Source organism: Bacillus sp. 5B6, assembly GCF_000259405.1.
Lineage (GTDB): Bacteria > Bacillota > Bacilli > Bacillales > Bacillaceae > Bacillus > Bacillus velezensis.
In genome coordinates, this window is sequence record NZ_AJST01000001.1 from 3,461,084 (window position 1) to 3,477,506 (window position 16,423).

The 16,423-nt window shown below is 45.6% G+C and carries 17 protein-coding genes and 1 other annotated feature; of the genes, 12 read left to right on the forward strand and 5 right to left on the reverse strand.

The annotated features are described in order from the left end of the window. Positions 1–82: 82 nt before the first annotated feature. The 5 genes from MY7_RS16640 to MY7_RS16660 all read left to right on the forward strand — a co-directional run bounded on the left by MY7_RS16640 (position 83) and on the right by MY7_RS16660 (position 3,261). Positions 83–469 (forward strand): CidA/LrgA family holin-like protein, encoded by a 387-nt coding sequence (locus tag MY7_RS16640; RefSeq protein ID WP_007407725.1) that lies wholly within the window; start codon positions 83–85, stop codon positions 467–469. Beyond that, positions 451–1,131: a CidB/LrgB family autolysis modulator gene (locus MY7_RS16645; RefSeq protein WP_007614609.1), complete on the forward strand. Its 681-nt coding sequence runs from the start codon at positions 451–453 to the stop codon at positions 1,129–1,131. The genes MY7_RS16640 and MY7_RS16645 overlap by 19 nt, the downstream gene beginning before the upstream one ends. A gap of 129 nt (positions 1,132–1,260) precedes the next feature. Further along, positions 1,261–1,455 (forward strand): YwbE family protein, encoded by a 195-nt coding sequence (locus tag MY7_RS16650; RefSeq protein WP_007614611.1) that lies wholly within the window; start codon positions 1,261–1,263, stop codon positions 1,453–1,455. Positions 1,456–1,610: 155 nt separating this feature from the next. After that, on the forward strand, positions 1,611–2,372 hold the full coding sequence (locus tag MY7_RS16655) for a MerR family transcriptional regulator (RefSeq protein WP_007614613.1): 762 nt from the start codon (positions 1,611–1,613) through the stop codon (positions 2,370–2,372). Continuing rightward, on the forward strand, positions 2,359–3,261 hold the full coding sequence (locus tag MY7_RS16660; protein WP_007614615.1) for a DUF2268 domain-containing protein: 903 nt from the start codon (positions 2,359–2,361) through the stop codon (positions 3,259–3,261). Before MY7_RS16655 ends, MY7_RS16660 begins: the two co-directional genes overlap by 14 nt. An 81-nt stretch (positions 3,262–3,342) precedes the next feature. Here MY7_RS16660 and MY7_RS16665 read toward each other — a convergent pair whose 3' ends face one another. Then, positions 3,343–4,530 carry a class I SAM-dependent rRNA methyltransferase gene (locus tag MY7_RS16665; protein ID WP_029325752.1) on the reverse strand — a complete coding sequence of 396 codons (1,188 nt, stop codon included), beginning with the start codon at positions 4,528–4,530 and terminating at the stop codon, positions 3,343–3,345. Between the two features lie 94 nt (positions 4,531–4,624). On the opposite strand from MY7_RS16665, the gene MY7_RS16670 reads away from it, so the two are divergent. Next, entirely contained in the window at positions 4,625–5,008 is a 384-nt protein-coding gene (locus MY7_RS16670; protein ID WP_003150894.1) for a VOC family protein, read from the forward strand. A gap of 28 nt (positions 5,009–5,036) precedes the next feature. Here the strand turns inward: MY7_RS16670 and celB are convergent, their stop codons facing one another. Then, entirely contained in the window at positions 5,037–6,371 is a 1,335-nt protein-coding gene (gene celB, locus MY7_RS16675) for a PTS cellobiose transporter subunit IIC (RefSeq protein WP_007407728.1), read from the reverse strand. Positions 6,372–6,532: 161 nt separating this feature from the next. On the opposite strand from celB, the gene MY7_RS16680 reads away from it, so the two are divergent. Beyond that, the gene (locus MY7_RS16680) at positions 6,533–8,278 is read left to right on the forward strand and encodes a S8 family peptidase (RefSeq protein WP_007614626.1); all 1,746 of its coding nucleotides are present in this window, start codon (positions 6,533–6,535) and stop codon (positions 8,276–8,278) included. A gap of 58 nt (positions 8,279–8,336) precedes the next feature. On the opposite strand, the gene MY7_RS16685 is transcribed toward MY7_RS16680, so the two are convergent. After that, on the reverse strand, positions 8,337–9,197 hold the full coding sequence (locus tag MY7_RS16685) for a glycosyltransferase family 8 protein (RefSeq protein WP_029325753.1): 861 nt from the start codon (positions 9,195–9,197) through the stop codon (positions 8,337–8,339). Between the two features lie 178 nt (positions 9,198–9,375). Here MY7_RS16685 and MY7_RS16690 point away from each other — a divergent pair, with 178 nt between their 5' ends. Continuing rightward, positions 9,376–9,873, forward strand: coding sequence for a MarR family winged helix-turn-helix transcriptional regulator (locus tag MY7_RS16690; RefSeq protein WP_032864572.1), 498 nt, complete (start codon positions 9,376–9,378; stop codon positions 9,871–9,873). Then, positions 9,870–10,081: a binding site (T-box leader), on the forward strand. (Overlaps the previous gene by 4 nt.) A gap of 45 nt (positions 10,082–10,126) precedes the next feature. Then, positions 10,127–11,371 carry a tyrosine--tRNA ligase gene (tyrS, locus tag MY7_RS16695; RefSeq protein WP_007614632.1) on the forward strand — a complete coding sequence of 415 codons (1,245 nt, stop codon included), beginning with the start codon at positions 10,127–10,129 and terminating at the stop codon, positions 11,369–11,371. A 56-nt stretch (positions 11,372–11,427) separates the two neighbouring features. Here the strand turns inward: tyrS and MY7_RS16700 are convergent, their stop codons facing one another. Together MY7_RS16700 and MY7_RS16705 are read right to left on the reverse strand one after the other, a co-directional pair. Continuing rightward, positions 11,428–12,060: a GTP pyrophosphokinase gene (locus MY7_RS16700; protein ID WP_007407732.1), complete on the reverse strand. Its 633-nt coding sequence runs from the start codon at positions 12,058–12,060 to the stop codon at positions 11,428–11,430. Between the two features lie 130 nt (positions 12,061–12,190). Beyond that, positions 12,191–13,126, reverse strand: coding sequence for a 1,4-dihydroxy-2-naphthoate polyprenyltransferase (locus tag MY7_RS16705; protein ID WP_007614633.1), 936 nt, complete (start codon positions 13,124–13,126; stop codon positions 12,191–12,193). Positions 13,127–13,568: 442 nt separating this feature from the next. Here MY7_RS16705 and MY7_RS16710 point away from each other — a divergent pair, with 442 nt between their 5' ends. From MY7_RS16710 to dltB, 3 genes are read left to right on the forward strand one after another with little or no spacing between them, the layout of a single operon-like run. Continuing rightward, positions 13,569–13,718 carry a teichoic acid D-Ala incorporation-associated protein DltX gene (locus tag MY7_RS16710; protein ID WP_007614636.1) on the forward strand — a complete coding sequence of 50 codons (150 nt, stop codon included), beginning with the start codon at positions 13,569–13,571 and terminating at the stop codon, positions 13,716–13,718. 15 nt (positions 13,719–13,733) lie between these two features. Beyond that, on the forward strand, positions 13,734–15,245 hold the full coding sequence (gene dltA, locus MY7_RS16715; RefSeq protein WP_007614638.1) for a D-alanine--poly(phosphoribitol) ligase subunit DltA: 1,512 nt from the start codon (positions 13,734–13,736) through the stop codon (positions 15,243–15,245). Continuing rightward, on the forward strand, positions 15,242–16,423 hold the full coding sequence (dltB, locus tag MY7_RS16720; protein ID WP_007614640.1) for a D-alanyl-lipoteichoic acid biosynthesis protein DltB: 1,182 nt from the start codon (positions 15,242–15,244) through the stop codon (positions 16,421–16,423). Before dltA ends, dltB begins: the two co-directional genes overlap by 4 nt.

Consider the following 16,423-nt stretch of genomic DNA (forward strand, 5'->3'; position numbering starts at 1 on the left):
AAAGGAATACACATTATTCTTTATATGTATTTTACCTATAGCAAAACCTTCTGTACAATATAAATATAAGGGAGGCATCATTATGAAAAAATTGCTGCTTACCGTTATTCAAATCGCTCTGCTGTTTATATTTGCGCGTCTGATCAATTGGGTCACGGCGGCTCTTCATATAAATATTCCCGGCAGTATAATCGGGATTGTGATTCTTTTCACATTATTGCATTTCAAGATTATCAAACTTGAATGGATTGAGCTTGGCGCAGCATGGCTCCTCGGTGAGCTGCTGCTGTTTTTCATCCCGTCTGCCGTCGGAGTGATTGAATACGGAGATATCATGTCTAAATTCGGCGTAAGCATTTTACTTGTCGTCGTCATCAGCACATTTGTCGTGATGGTTTCAACAGGTACGCTTACACAGCTGATAGCAAAAAGAAAGGAGAAAAAACAAACGTGTTCATCGGAATCATAAGTTTATTCTTAACTGTCTTAGTATATTTGGGCGCAAAAAAACTCTACACTCGTTTTCCGCGGGTGTATACGTCGCCGCTTCTGATTACGCCCGCTGTTTTGGTCGTACTGCTGCTTCTTGTCAATGTCCCGTATCAGACATACAATCTCGGCGGCGGACTGCTGACCGATATGCTTCAGCCGGCAACAGTGGCGTTCGCTATCCCGCTTTATAAATATTTCCCGATTTTAAAGAAATACGCCATGGAAATTATTTTGAACGTAGCGGTCGGTTCATGTATCGCCATTCTGTCAACGGCCTTTATCGCGAAATGGTTCCATCTCGGCAGCAGCTTAGTCGACAGTCTCGTGCCGCGATCCGTGACGACGCCGATTGCCATGAACGTTTCAGAAATGATCGGCGGGATGCCGGCCGTTACAGCGGTTTTCGTCATTTTAACGGCTTTATTGGGAACGATCATCGGGCCGATGGTCATCCGCTATTTCCGCATTGATAACGAAATTGCCCGGGGCGTGCTGCTCGGAACTAGCGCGCACGGAGCGGGAACATCTAAAGCGTTTGAGCTCAGCTCCGTATCAGGAACGATCTCAAGCGTGTCCATGATTCTCGCCGCAATTATGACGCTGTGCGCGGCCCCGATTTTGCTTTCGTTTATGTCATAAAAGACTGCTCCTTACAGAGCGGTCTTTTTTTATTTGCTATGAAGGATTGATTCGTCTGTCCTTCATAAAAAGACGAAAACACGATATGATAAGATATGAAGTGAAAAGACTGAAGAACGGATGTGTCATATGAACGGCCAGCAGCGAAACAGCATCAGAAAAGGACTTGAAGTCGATATCGTCCTGAAAGCCGATCAGCGTTCAGGAAAGCTGACAAGAGGAATTGTGAAGGATATTTTGACGAACTCAAGCTTCCACCCGCGCGGCATTAAGGTCCGCCTTGAAGACGGGCGAATCGGCCGGGTGCAGCACATTATTGAATAGAAAAAAGCCGGAGCTTCACGCCCGGCTTTTTTTCTTTAGTTTCAGCAATGAAATCCTCATATGTTCTCCCTTTATATACAAAAAATCTTTAACCAACTATTGACTCTTACGTTGCGTAATACTTTAGAGTAGCCATTAAGGAGGCGGCAAACGTGATGGGTATGAAAGTAAAAGAAGTAGCTGAACTGATTGGAGTAAGCATACGTACTCTCCATCATTACGATCAAATTGGATTATTGACTCCTCAGGAAACGACCGATTCCGGTTATCGGCTTTATTCTGAAGAGAATCTTGAACAGCTGCAGCAGATACTATTTTTCAAGGAGCTCGATTTCTCCTTAAAAGAGATTAAAGAAATCATTAATAGTCCTTCATTTAATCGAAGGGAGGCATTAATTTTACAAAAGAAAATGTTGATTGAGAAACGGAATAGAGTCGATAAGATGATTGAAACCATCGATAAATCAATCAAACATATGATGGGAGAGATTTGCATGACGAACAAAGAGCGGTTTGAGGGAATGAACTTCAATCATAATCTTTATGAACAAGAAGCTCGCAAACGGTGGGGTGATCAACCTGTCGATAAGGTAAATATTAGATTGAAAAACATGACTGATGGTGAGCAAAAAGATTTATCTGATAAGTGGACTGCAATGTTCAATAAATTTGCACTCCTTATTAACCAATCTCCCAAGTCCCCAGACGTACAAACAGCTATCAAAGAGTGGTTTGATTTTCTCAATGAAAATTTTGGTGAATATTCTTTTGATGCCTTTTACGGATTAGGTCAACTCTATATTGAAGATAAACGCTTCACTAAGAACATCGACCGGTATGGTGAAGGGCTGGCGAAGCTCATGAGTGATGCCATTACAATTTATATAGATCATCAAAAAAAGGGTGGTACCCATTAAAATCATTATCGAGGATACAATTGGGCAATACGAAACATTATTTTCAATGGTTGAAAATAGAGAAGATTATTATCGGTATTCAATGATGAAACCTTTTGAAGATATGTGGAAAAAGATTAATGTCCCCTTAAAGGCAAAGCAGCCTAACGGATATGATGTAATCATGGCTGCAAATATGCTGGGCTATCTGAGCATATTTGATACGGAAACCGGAAGAAAAGCATTAGAGAATCTAAAAGAAATTCAAGCTCTTCAAATTGCATATGGCACTTTAACTCATTGTGTAGAATTTACCAAACAAAACCGCTTAAAAATAAATGCTGATGAAATAAGGTTTGGGATGTATCTGGCCAATCAAAAAAAGCTTGAATTACATAGAGGGTATTGTGGATTCGGAGGAATTCCGGGATTTATTCAAGTTTCAATATTCCCCAATTCATATAACATACCGAGACTGCCTGCTGTAATCGCACATGAATTTCATCATAATATTCGTTTTTCGTATTTCAATTGGGATTATGGGAACGTAACAGTTGGTGATTACTTAATTATAGAGGGGCTGGCAGAATCGTTTGCCAAAGAACTTTACGGAGAAGCTCTGTTAGGTCCCTGGGTTACTTCTTTTGAAAAAGAAGAGTTAGAATACTCAAAAGAAATTATCAAAGACTCATTAAATGTGAAAGGGTTTGCTGAGGTCAGCAGTTACATGTTCGGTGACACCTTTGCAGCCGAACAAGGTTATCAGCCTGTCGGCTTATCACCGTTTGCAGGTTATGCGGTTGGCTACCAAGCGGTGCAATCCTTCATGAAAGCCAACAATGTGGGGATTAGAGAGGCCACTTTACTTGGCACAGATGAGATACTAAGTAATAGCGGGTTGTTTCTTTAAGAATGAAGATTATTTTATCCCGTATTAAAGCGATGGAAGAGGGTTTTCTTTTCCCCTCTATCCACGCTATAAATGATCATCCTATTTTTTCCGCAAGAAAACAACCTTCAAATAGTTCCCTTCTTTAAACGCGGGAATCGTTTTGAAATCTTCCGGAAGCGTATATTCTTCCAAAATGTCGTAACGCTCATTTGTTTCTTTAAAGGCGGTCTCTATAAAGCCTTTAAATTTCTTCATATTGAAGGCGCTGCTGTTTGTCGAAGCGGCGATGATGCCGTTTTTTGCGGTGATGGCGATCGTTTCCTTCAGCAGGTTTTTATAATCTTTCGCCGCGCTGAACGTCCGTTTTTTTGTGCGGGCGAAAGAAGGCGGATCAAGGATGATGAGGTCAAACTCCAGCCCTTTTTTTGCCGCATAGCCGAAGTATTTGAAAACATCCATGACTTTAATGTCATGCGCCTCATAATCAATTCCGTTGGCGCTGAACTGTTCAATCGTTTTTGCGAGACTGCGGTTGGCGACATCGACGCTGGTCGTTTTCTCAGCTCCTCCAAGCGCCGCCGCAACGGAAAATGCCCCCGTATAAGAGAACGTATTCAGCACCCGTCTGCCGTTTGCATACTTATCCCGAATCGCTTTGCGCACATGACGCTGGTCTAAGAAAATGCCCGTCATCGCCCCGTCGTTTAAATCCACCGCGTACTGTATGCCGTTTTCTTGAACAATGACCGGAAAATCTCCTCTTTCGCCTTTGACAAAATCGTCGTCTTCCACGTATTGTCCGGCCGTATCGAATCGTTTCTTTTCATAGATCGCTTTATAAGAAAGCTCCAGTCCGTCAATCGCCTCAATCATGCTGTCCTTATAAGCGTAAATGCCTTTACTGTACCATTGAATCAGCAGATAACCGTCATAAAAGTCAATCGTGACGCCGCCGATGCCGTCGCCCTCACCGTTGAAAAGCCGGAACGCCGTCGTATCGGGCGCCTTAAACAGATGGGCTCTTGCTTCAGCCGCTTTTTTCAGCTTGTCCAGAAAGAAACGTCCGTCGATCCGTTCATCTCTCGCGCGGGACAGCACCCAGCCGACTCCTTTATTCTGCAAGCCGTAATAGCCTTTTCCGATAAACTCACCCTTCTCGGATGTCACATCAAAAAGATCGCCCTCTGTTAAATGAGCCGAGCTTCCGGACAGAGCGTCTTTTTCAATCAGGGGGAATCCTTTTTTCAGCTTTCCGGCAAATGTATCTTTCACTGTAAGTAGCTTCATTGTGCATTCCTCTTTCGTTTTGCTTTCTCTTATCGTACCATAAAACATGATCAACACCGCATTGTCCCGAAAAATTCAAAACAGGGGGAAAACCATGACAGCCAAAAGAATCGACCATACAGGCATTATGGTCAAAGATATTGAAACATCCATCGCCTTTTATCAAGACGTTCTCGGTATGCAGTTAAAGGATCGTATCACTCATACGAACGGCATTATTGAACTTGCCTTTCTCGGCTTTCAGGAAGGGCCGGAGACAGAAATTGAGCTGATCCAGGGCTATAGCAGCGAGCTTCCCGCAGAAGGAAAAGTGCATCATGTCGCTTTATTAACTGAAGATATCGCGGCGGAGTTCACGCATGCGAAGCGTCAGGGCGCCGTATTTATCGATGAAGAAATCACGACGCTTCCGAACGGGTACCGCTACTTTTACATTGAAGGACCTGACGGCGAATGGATCGAATTTTTCCAGCGTTAAAAAAAAAACGGGCGAAGGCGCCCGTTTTTTATGTTTCTTCAGTGACGTTTTGTTCCGCCGCCCGCTCCTCTCTCCATTTTTGAAGATCCCAAATTCGGAAAAACGGATAATAGATGATAAATGTAATCAGGAGATTGATCAGCTGCATGACCGAACCGGAGATTTTCCCGCCCGTCGCCAAATAACCGGAAATCAGCGGCGGCATCGTCCACGGCACGGCGATTCCCGCCGGTTTTGCCACCATCCCCGTGCTCATCCCGATGTACGTCGCTGTAATGGTCAAGAGCGGCGCAATGATAAAGGGCACGATTAACAGCGGATTCATGACGAGCGGCATCCCGAAAATAATCGGTTCGTTAATGTTAAAAATTGCGGGCCCGATGCCGAGACGGCCGAGCTGTTTCATCTGTTTGCTTCTGGAGCGCACAAGCATGGTCAGCACAAGGGCAAGCGTCGCTCCGCTTCCGCCGACATTAATCCATATTTGAAAGAACTGTGTCGTAAAAATGCTCGGCAGCGCTTCTCCCGCCTGAAAAGCCAAACGGTTGGCATCCATCGCCCCGTACCAGATCGGCGACATGACGCCGCCGATAATGGACGCGCCGTGAATCCCGCACGACCAAAGCAGCATTTGCACGAATTCGGCGATAAGACTTCCGCCGAGACTCCCGCCCAAAATAGACAGCGGGGTGCCCAGCAGATCGCCTACGACATTGTGGAGGCTTTTAAAAGGAGTTATTTCAATAAACAGACGGGCCAGCCATACAAGCGTAATAATAATGAAACCGGGGATGAGCGCAACGAACGATTTGCTGACCGCAGGCGGCACTCCGTCAGGCATCTTAATGACGATATTTCTTTGTATGATAAACCGGTACACTTCCGTAGACAGCATTGCAATGATCATCGCGACAAACAGACCTTTGCTTCCGAGCAGCGAAATCGGAATGCCGCCTCCCACCATAATCTCTGTTGCCGAGCCGTCAGGAATAAACGGAATCTGATACGGCGTCGCCAATAAAAAGGCGGCAAGGGCAATGGCTCCCGACGACAGGGCATCCACCTCATAGCTTTCCGCAAGCCGGTAAGCTATCCCAAAGGCGGCGACAAGCGCCATAATGTCAAAGGACGCATTCACGGGATACCCGAGCTTTTCAACCCAATTTTCACCGAAAAGACCAGCCATAAAATCGGCATAACCGGGAATCGGAAGACTCGTCAGAATCAGAAAAACCGATCCGATGATGATAAGCGGCATAGTCAAAATAATGCCGTCCCGCAAAGCTCTTAAGTGCCTTTGGCCGGCGACTTTTCCGGCGACAGGCATGATTTTTTCTTCCATGACCCGATTGAACGTACTCATTTATCAAAAACCCCCTTTTTGAGTTCATTGCGCAGATGTCTTAAAGCATTTTCTCCATCATATTTTGGAAACGCTTACATTTGCATACAGAAATTTTCCTTATCCCTTAGGAAAAAAAGAATTCCGCACTGCCGATATATAAAGAAAAAGGGGGAATTGCAATGTATCACACCCTGAAACCGATAATGGCCGCGGCCTTGTGCGTCAGCCTGTTCTCCGCCGCGGCGCCCGCGCACGCCGAGACGCACGACCGGGACGTTATCGTGGTGTACAAAAATCAAAACGGCAAGGAATCCGCCATAGACAGCGGAGCGGATGTGGAACAGACCTATCAGCATCTCCCGGCAGTCGCCGTGTCAGCCGATTCACAAACGGTGAAAGACCTGAAACAGGACCCTGACATCTTATATGTAGAAGACAATGTATCCTTTCAGGCAGCAGGCGGTTCTGATATCCGCCCGTTATCAGCAGCCCAAAGCAGCAGTTACGCGCTGCCGCAATGGGATATAGAACCGACTCAGGTCAAGCAGGCGTGGAAAGAAGGCTTGACGGGAAAAAAGGTGAAAGTGGCGGTCATTGACAGCGGCATTTATCCTCATGATGACCTTTCCATTGCCGGAGGCTATTCCGCAGTCAGCTATACTTCCTCATACAAAGATGACAACGGACACGGGACGCATGTCGCCGGAATCATTGCGGCCAAACATGACGGATACGGCATTGACGGCATCGCGCCGGATGTCCGGTTATATGCAGTTAAAGCATTAGACAGAAAGGGTGCAGGGGATCTTAAAAGCCTTCTTAAAGCGATCGACTGGTCGATCGCCAACAAAATGGACATCATCAATATGAGTCTCGGAACTAACGCAGACAGCAAAATTCTTCACGACGCCGTAGACAAAGCATACAAAAAAGGAATCGTGATCGTAGCCGCCGCAGGAAACGACGGCAACAAAAAACCCGTCAATTATCCGGGCGCCTACAGCAGCGTAACAGCAGTCTCAGCGTCAACTGAAAAAAACGGGCTCGCGGCTTTTTCCACGACCGGAAAACAAATTGAATTTGCCGCACCCGGCACCAATATTACGAGCACGTACCTGAATCAAATGTACGCCACGGCTGACGGCACATCTCAAGCCGCACCCCACGTCACCGGCATGTTCGCGCTGCTCAGGCAGAAATATCCCGAGGAAACAAATACACAGCTCCGGCAGCAGATGCAGCAAAACATCAAAGATCTGGGCGCTCCCGGACGTGACAGCCGATTTGGGTACGGCCTGGTGCAATATCACGTAAAGCAAAAGAGCTTTGCCGAACGGGCTGTAATAAAAGCGGAAAAGACGAAAAAACAGGCAGATATCAATCAAGCAAAAACGGCCGTCAGCAAGCTGTCCAAGTCAAAGGGAAAAACCGCTCTCGAGTCCCGGATCAATAAAGTTCAGACGGCAAGAAATGTGACGGACGCAAGAGACAAAGTCCGAACTGCCGAAAAACAAAAGAAAAAAACCGCCGTCAATGCCGCACAAAGCGCCATTCGCAAATTACCGGCCGGTTCAGAGAAAAAAGGGCTGCAAAAGCGGCTGAACGCTGTCAACTCAAGCCTTTTGAAAACAGCTGAGGCCAGCGTCAAGCAGGCGGAAAAAAAGACCTCTGAGGCCAGCACCGCAAAAGCCCAAAAAGCAGTCAGCGAAATCCAGCCGGGAAAAGAAAAAACCGCTCTGGAAAAACGGCTTGACCGGATAAAAGATAAACTCAACCGGCAGCAGGCTAGAGACAAAGTAAAAACGGCTGAAAAAACCAAGACGAAAAAAGCAAAATCAGCGGCGCAAACAGCAGTCAGCCGATTGAAGTCGTCTGCCGAAAAGACCGGCCTGCAAAAACGCGTGCGTGCGATTCGGGTGAAATAATAAAAAAAAACGCTTATGAGCCGGATAACGGCTTCACAAGCGTTTTCATCGCACCTGCCTATTGGTTCATGGCCGGGCGGTCAATCGTGTTCCATTTCGTAAAGGACATATATCGGAAATAATGATCACGATACGGGTGCGAGGTGCCTGTATTCCAAGGCTTGTCGCTGCCGCAGAAATGGACGATGGCCGGTTCGGCACGTGTTTCTCTGTAACGTATACGGTCGATCAGTTCAGGAGGCGTTTTCTCATTCATGATAATATGCGTCTGCGCGTTCCAGCGCGGATGCAGTTCATGCCATTGATCATATAAGATCGCGTTAAGCGCGTCCTGATCATGAAACACGAGAAAATCCTCCGAGCTGTTTTCGTTGATAAAATCAATCACCTTTTCGGAAATATTTTGTTTTCTCCAAGGTTCGAAATCTATAATCATAATGCCGGAATTAAAATACTTGGCAGTGTCGCTGATATTCATTTTTTTCAGTCTTTCATGCTGTCCTGCGTCTTCTACCGCCGCAACTATTGCCGGGGAAATATCCAAATCCCATAAAACCGAAATATCTTCCATCACAATTGCATCGCAATCAATGTAAATCATCCGCTTTACGGACTCATCCTTAATTAAATCAGGGATGGAAATGCGGTAATAAGCTGCTTTTGTAATGTGGCTGCTTTCGACTGCATGCTTGTATTGATCAGCGTCTACTTCTAAAAATTCAAGCGGCGTCCCGAATGACATCGCAGTCTGTTCAAGCTTGTCCTTGTTTTCGGCAGTAATTCCGCCGTCGATCACATATAATTTGGCATTCCTTGTTTTATCCATATTCATCAATAAAGAAGCGAACATCCCACCCAAATGACGAGCATAATGATCATCGGCACATGATACGATATGCATTGTTTCATTCTTTCCCACTGATATTCATCTCCCTTTTTGTTGTACAAATGTCTTTCCCTTTTTTTAAAAAGTAAACCTTGATCTTACACATTTTTTCTGCGGGAATGTGCTGTTTGCGATTTGATATCTTTTGCATTCTCTGTTAAAATTCATTTCATAGCTAATGATTCTGACAATAAAAAGGAGCATGACGCCATTGACGAATCGCAACGATGCCGGATCAGACAATAAGAAGCCGAACAGGCCTTTTTCCGATCTATCCGGCAAAAACAAAGAGGCGGCCTATATTGCCGCTGCACTCTATCGGTCCGCCCAGCAGCTCCGTGTAAAAATGGAGAAAGAGGTGCTGTCGGCACACAAATTATCATGGACGGCGTTTTCCATCCTGTATGACCTTTGTGAATGGGAAACGCTTGATACAAGAAGGATAGCCGCTCTATCCGGAATTACCTCGGCGACGGCGAGCAATGTCCTGAACACTTTGGAGAAGAAGGGCTTATGCAGCAGACAAACGAACAAAAGAGACCGCAGGCTTGTATTCGTCAGTATTACCGATGAGGGCAGAAAGGTTATTGAAGATCTGTACCCCGACTTTCATCAGGGGGAAATTGAACTGACGGCCTGTCTGGATAAACAGGAACAAAAAACGCTGTCCGCCCTGCTGCAAAAAATCGCTGACAATTTCATAACGTAGCAGCTATGACGGGAATCAGTAGCGGATTGTCTCCCTGTTTCAGAGAGCCGGCGGATGGTGCAAGCCGGCACAAAGACAAACGTGAATTACCTCCCTGAGCTTTCTTTGTGAACTTCAGTAGCAAAGAACGGGAAACCGTTATTCGAATGAGCGGAAGACGTCGTCTTCAATCAGGGTGGTACCGCGTGCATACAGCCACGTCCCTTTTGGGATGCGGCTTTTTTGTTTGGCTAAAAAAAGGAGGATGTAAAAGATGGAATCAATCACTTTAACGAATGATCAGGAAAAAGAAGTGCAAAGGCAGCTGGATTTGTACATGACCGGCGCCGCGGACGTCATACCGCCTGAAGAATTGAGAAATAAAATCGCCAAATCAGTGGCATCCGGCAAGCCGCTGAACATTAAACTCGGCCTTGATCCGTCCGCACCCGACGTCCACTTGGGCCATACCGTCGTGTTAAACAAACTGCGCCAATTTCAAGAAAACGGCCATATCATACAGCTTGTTATCGGGGACTTTACCGGAAGAATCGGTGATCCGACGGGGAAGTCGCAAGCCAGAAAACAGCTGACTGATGAAGAAGTCCAGCACAATGCCAGAACCTATTTTGAACAGTTTGGCAAGGTGCTGGATCAAGACAAAGTTGAACTTCACTGCAACTCAAAATGGCTGAAGACTTTGAATCTGGAAGATGTGATTGAATTAGCGGGGAAAATTACTGTCGCCCGTCTGATGGAGCGCGACGACTTTGAGGAGCGCATCGCCATGCAAAAACCGATCTCACTTCACGAATTCTTTTACCCGCTGATGCAGGGTTACGATTCTGTCGTTCTCGAAAGCGATATCGAACTCGGCGGAACGGACCAGCATTTTAACGTGCTGATGGGCCGCCATTTCCAAGAACGCTACAAAAAAGAAAAGCAGGTCGTCATCCTCATGCCGCTTTTGGAGGGTCTTGACGGCGTTGAAAAAATGTCTAAATCAAAAAACAACTACATCGGCATTGACGAGCATCCGAACGACATGTACGGCAAAACGATGTCATTGCCGGACAGCCTGATGAAAACATATATTCATTTAGCGACAGACCTAGAGCCTGCGGAGAAAAAACAGATGGAGAAGGATTTGGAATCAGGAAAGCTTCATCCGAGAGATGCCAAAATGATCTTAGCGGGTACAATCGTCAGAATGTACCACGGCAGGAAAGCGGCGGATGCGGCAGAACAGCATTTCAAACGTGTCTTCCAGCAAAACAGCCTGCCTGAAGATATGAAAACCGTCATATGGGACGGAGAAAAGACCGTGCCCCTTATTGAGCTGCTCGTCACGATTGGACTCTCTTCTTCAAAAAGCGAAGCACGCCGTATGATTCAAAACGGCGGAATCAAAGTGAACGGGGAGAAAACGGATGCCCTTCATACCGTCATTACCGCAGAAGACGGCATGACGATTCAGGTGGGTAAGCGAAAATTTGTACAGCTGCGCGTAAACGGATAAATAAACAGCCGGACTGCACATAAAAGCGGTCCGGCTGTTTGTGATGCGTCAATCGTTTAATCGACTTCTTTCTTAATTCCAAGCATCTTTTCGTCTAAATAATGGGCGATGTCCGCCGCTTCCTTCAGCTCGTCGGTCAGATGCTTTGGGACTTCGTTATTTAATTTGTAATAAATTTTATGTTCAAGACTCGCCCAAAAATCCATGGCGATGGTGCGGATTTGAATTTCCGCCTTCACATATTCCACACGATTCGTCAAATAAACGGGAATTTCAATAATCAAATGCAGGCTGCGGTAGCCGTTCGGCTTCGGATGTTTGATATAATCCTTCACCTTTACGATCTTCAGGTCCTTATGCTGCTTCAAAACCTCAGCGACATTATAAATATCGGAAATAAAGGAACAGATAATCCTGACACCCGCAATATCATGAATATGCTCTTTCATTTCCTGCGTCGTCACATCGCAGCCTTTGCGCATCAGTTTATTGACGATACTCTCGAAACTTTTTACGCGTGATTTTGTATGCTCGATCGGGTTATGCCCGTGAATCAAATTATATTCCTGGCTGATGATAGAAAACTTCGTATCCAGCTCATCTAAAGCGAATTTATAAACTAATAATTCATTTTTCCAATCTTCCATGACCGTTTTCAAATCATCCATATGGGCTGTTGACAAGTCCATTTTTTTCATCTCCTTGCTTTGCTGTCCATATATGAGACGTGTCAGTCCGCGGTCAGGTTCTTTACAATATCGTGAAGATTATTTCATAAAAAAAGCAAATGCCGATTATGGCATTTGCCCTTTCATTTGATCAGCGGAAATAACTGATCAGGAGTCCGATTGAAAGCAGGAATCCGAAGAATGTATTGGTTTGCGCCGTTGATTTCATCGCAATAATCATGTTCATCGGCATTTCGTTTTTCACAAAGCCTTTCACGGCCTGAACGGGTTTCGGCACACTCAGGAAGACCAGGAACAGCCACGGGCTTGTGTAACCCATGATGACAAGACCGACGATCCAGATGTAAGCGATGGCAAATGATGCGGCCAGTATCATGACGGCCCCTCTATGCCCCATCAAAATGGCCAGCGTTTTACGTCCGCCCTTTTTATCTTCCTCAATATCACGGATATTATTGGACAGGTTAATCGCTCCGACCAAGATGGCGATCGGGATAGAAATCAAAATGCTCTGTTCATTAATTCTGCCTGTCTGAATGAAGAAAGAAATAAGGACAAATACAGAGCCCATGCAAATGCCGGAGAACAGTTCCCCGAACGGTGTATACGCAATCGGCAGCGGGCCGCCCGTATACAGATAGCCGATCAGCATGCCGGCAAGGCCGATAACCGCAAGCCACCAGCTGCTGCTCATGCAGATATAAACACCGAGCACGAGGGCAATCGCATAAGAGCCGAGCGCCAGCTGCAGAATTGTTTTCGGCTTCATGCCGTGGCGGACGATCGCTCCGCCGATACCGACGGAATCCTCCGTATCTAAACCGCGTTTAAAATCGTAATATTCATTGAATAAGTTCGTGGCGATCTGGATCCAAAGGCAGGAAAACAGCATGGCCAAAAACAGCAGGAAATCAACCTTTACGTAAAACATCGCCAATACGGTGCCGAGAAGTACGGGCACAAACGATGCCGTCAATGTATGAGGGCGGGTTAGCTGCCACAAAATGCGGCCCATGCTTTCTTTCTCGGGCGTCTTTTGGCTGCCCCCCATATTGTTTTGATTCATTTTCCTCTTCCTTTCTATTAAAAGGCTTTCACAGTCAGCCGATAACAGTAGTGTTGAATTGGGGTTTTCACGTTTCTGCTACCTTATCTATCATAATAATTTCTTCCTCATTTCACAAGATGCGGCGCTTTATCGGCTATCCTGCCGGAAACGGCTTTTCGCCCTTCTCCATTGGGGTTCGGCACAAGCCTGCTTAAGAAAAATCCGCGAAAATTTTTTTACCTCGTTTATATTTACGATAAGTTAAAAATCCCGCCTGAACAGCGCCTTTTTAGTATGATCAATTGCCAATTTATACATGCGTGTTTTCCATCCTTTTGTTCCTCATTCATTTTTAAGGAAATTTTAAGCTTAGGATATTAGACATATTTTGAAACTTTTTGTTAATCTAATCGTCATATACTGGTGTAATTATTGAATACGCGGGGAAGGAATTTTGAATATGATGCAAAAATTAAAACGTGCTTATGAAAATAGATTGATCAAATGGACGTTTCATACGGGCTTTTATTTTCTGATATTAGTATTGCTTTTTTGGATGTATGGATTTCATACAGCGAATACCGGCACTTATATTTACAACGATTTCTAATCGGGGAGGATAACTATGAAACTACTTGATGCTATAAAAACATACGCAGACGCCAAGCCGCAGGCCGAAGCGTTTCGTTCCTTAGATCATTCCCTCACTTACGGGGAATTATGGGATTTGTCGGAGCGGGTTGCGTCCGGCATTCAAAAACATACAGCTGACGGTTCGAAAGCGCCTGTCCTGGTTTACGGACATATGGAGCCGAATATGATCGTTTCTTTCTTAGGAAGCGTCAAAGCGGGCCGCCCTTACATCCCTGTCGATGTTTCCATTCCGGCGGAGCGGATCGTCAAAATCATTGAAAGCTCAGGCGCAGAGCTGCTTATCAGCGTATCGGGAGATGCAGTCGATACGGGAAGCAATCTGATTAAAACCGTTACGCCCGAAGAGCTTGCAGCTGACGGAGATGCAGACCTCAGCCGTGAGAACTGGGTAAAAGAGCTGGATACGTTTTACATTATTTACACGTCCGGCAGCACGGGAAATCCGAAGGGCGTGCAGATATCGGCTGATAACCTGCAAAGCTTCACTGACTGGATCTGCAGGGATTTTCCTGTGGGCGAGGGTAAGACATTCTTAAACCAAGCGCCGTTTTCTTTTGATTTATCTGTCATGGACATTTTTCCGTCGCTTCAAACGGGAGGTACGCTGCATTGCGTAACGAAAGACAAAATCAATAAACCGAAAGTACTATTTGAAGAGCTGGAGAAATCCAAACTGAACGTCTGGACATCGACGCCGTCTTTCGTCCAAATGTGTCTGATGGACCCCGGCTTTACGCAGGAGCTCCTGCCTGAGGCAGAAGTATTTATGTTTTGCGGAGAAGCGCTTCCGGCTGCCGTGGCACAGGAGCTGTTAAACCGTTTTCCGAAGGCCCGTGTATTCAATACATACGGCCCGACTGAAACAACGGTTGCCGTCACCTCCGTTGAAATTACACAGCAGATCATCGATGAACATGAATCTCTGCCTGTCGGTTTTGCAAAACCCGATATGGATATCTTCATCATGGATGAAAACGGGAATAAGCTTCCGGACGGAGAAAAAGGGGAAATCATCATCGCGGGCCCGAGCGTGAGCAAAGGCTATCTCGGAGAGCCTTCTCTGACGGAAAAAGCGTTTTTCCCGATCGACGGCCAGTGGGCATATCACACGGGTGATGCCGGTTATGTTCAGGATGGTCAGATTTTCTGCCAAGGACGCCTTGATTTCCAGATTAAGCTTCACGGCTACCGCATGGAGCTGGAGGAAATCGAAGTACATGTAAGGCAGTCTCAATATGTGCGCACGGCGGTTGTCATCCCGTATCAGCCTAACGGACCTGTCGAATATTTAATTGCCGCCATCGTGCCTGAAAAACATGATTTTGAAAAAGAATTCCAGCTGACAAGCGCCATTAAGAAAGAACTGGCCGCTTCGCTTCCGGCCTACATGATTCCGAGAAAATTCATTTATCAGGATCACATTCAAATGACTGCGAACGGAAAAATCGACCGTAAACGCATTGGCGAAGAGGTTCTTGTATGACGCCTTACAGCTCGTTTTTCTTCTTTATCTTACTTGGAATCCTTCTTTTGCCGACGATTATTTTAGGGCTGAACGGCAAGAGATTCCAAGGATACAACATGTTTATATCCATCATCGTATTGGCTTTGATTTTCGCGCATGATCTGCACGGCGTGATCGCACTATGTATCTTTACGCTGTGGCAGGTGCTTTTAATCAGGGGTTATCTCGCTTACAGACTGAAAGCCAACAGCGGCTTTGTCTTCAGTATAGCCGTAATCGCGTCCATTTTACCCCTGTTTTTATCTAAATTATGGCCGTTTTTCTTTCCGCCGGCGCCTCATCACCCGGTTCATAACCTGATCAGTTTCTTAGGAATTTCTTATTTGACATTTAAAGGCGTCCAGCTGATCATGGAAACGAGAGACGGGCTGATTAAAGAAAAAATGCCGCTTCACCGCCTTTTGTACTTTATTATGTTTTTCCCGACCATTTCTTCCGGTCCGATCGACAGATACCGCAGATTTGCCAAGGACGAACAGAAAGTATGGACAAAGGGAGAATACGCTGATTTACTGTATACCGGCATTCATAAGATTTTTATCGGTTTCTTATACAAATTCATTATCGGATATGCGATTAACACGTATTTCATTATGAATCTGTCTCATATCACCCACAGCAAACTGTGGGGTAATGTGCTGTACATGTACGGATACAGCTTGTACCTGTTTTTTGATTTTGCGGGTTACACGATGTTTGCCGTCGGTGTAAGCTATATCATGGGTATCAAATCTCCGGAAAACTTTAATAAGCCGTTTATCAGCAAAAACATTAAAGACTTCTGGAACCGCTGGCACATGTCCTTATCCTTCTGGTTCAGAGACTACGTATTTATGCGCTTTGTTTTCTGGATGACAAAGAAAAAATGGATAAAGAACCGGATGGCCGTCTCGAACATCGGGTATTTCCTGCTGTTCATGCTGATGGGCGTCTGGCACGGACTCGCCCTGCAATATATTGTATACGGCCTGTACCACGCCGTATTAATGACCGGGTATAACTTTTTTGAGAAATGGAATAAGAAATACAAATGGCTGCCCGCCAATCGTTTTACGGCCTTTTTAGCCATCGTCATCACATTCCATTTCGTATGTTTCGGATTTTATATTTTCTCAGGAAAACCATTTCATCACTAA